The sequence below is a fragment of the Stenotrophomonas sp. YIM B06876 genome, from assembly GCF_030711595.1.
In the GTDB taxonomy this organism is placed as follows: domain Bacteria; phylum Pseudomonadota; class Gammaproteobacteria; order Xanthomonadales; family Xanthomonadaceae; genus Stenotrophomonas.
Genome location: NZ_JAUJUJ010000633.1, coordinates 1 through 369, shown reverse-complemented (window position 1 = coordinate 369; position 369 = coordinate 1). Strand labels below are relative to the sequence as shown.

Sequence of the window (369 nt, the reverse complement as noted above, 5' to 3'; positions counted from 1 at the left end):
GCCGCCGTTCTGGCCGCCCAGATCGACAAGCTGAAGAAGCTACGCGCCGAGCGCGATCAGGCCGCGACCGACGCCGCTCTGGAGGCTCTGACCGCAGGCGCGCGCGGAAACGCCAACCTGCTGGAACTGGCGGTTCAGGCCGCCCGCGCCAAGGCTACGGTGGGTGAGATTTCCGACGCGCTGGAGGCCGCCTTCGGTCGCCACGTGGCCACCGTGAAGACCGTCTCGGGCGTCTATGGCAAGGAGGCGGGCAATGATCCCAAGGTCGCCCGCGCCCGCGACATGGTCGCGACCTTCGTCGAGAACGACGGCGGCCCGCCGCGCATCCTGATCGCCAAACTGGGGCAGGACGGGCACGATCGGGGTCAG

General features: G+C 69.9%; 1 protein-coding gene. It reads left to right on the top strand.

Going from position 1 to position 369, the window contains the following annotated elements:
• Window positions 1-369: methylmalonyl-CoA mutase family protein (locus QZH66_RS18800; protein WP_305807292.1), on the top strand; the 369-nt coding region annotated here is incomplete at both ends.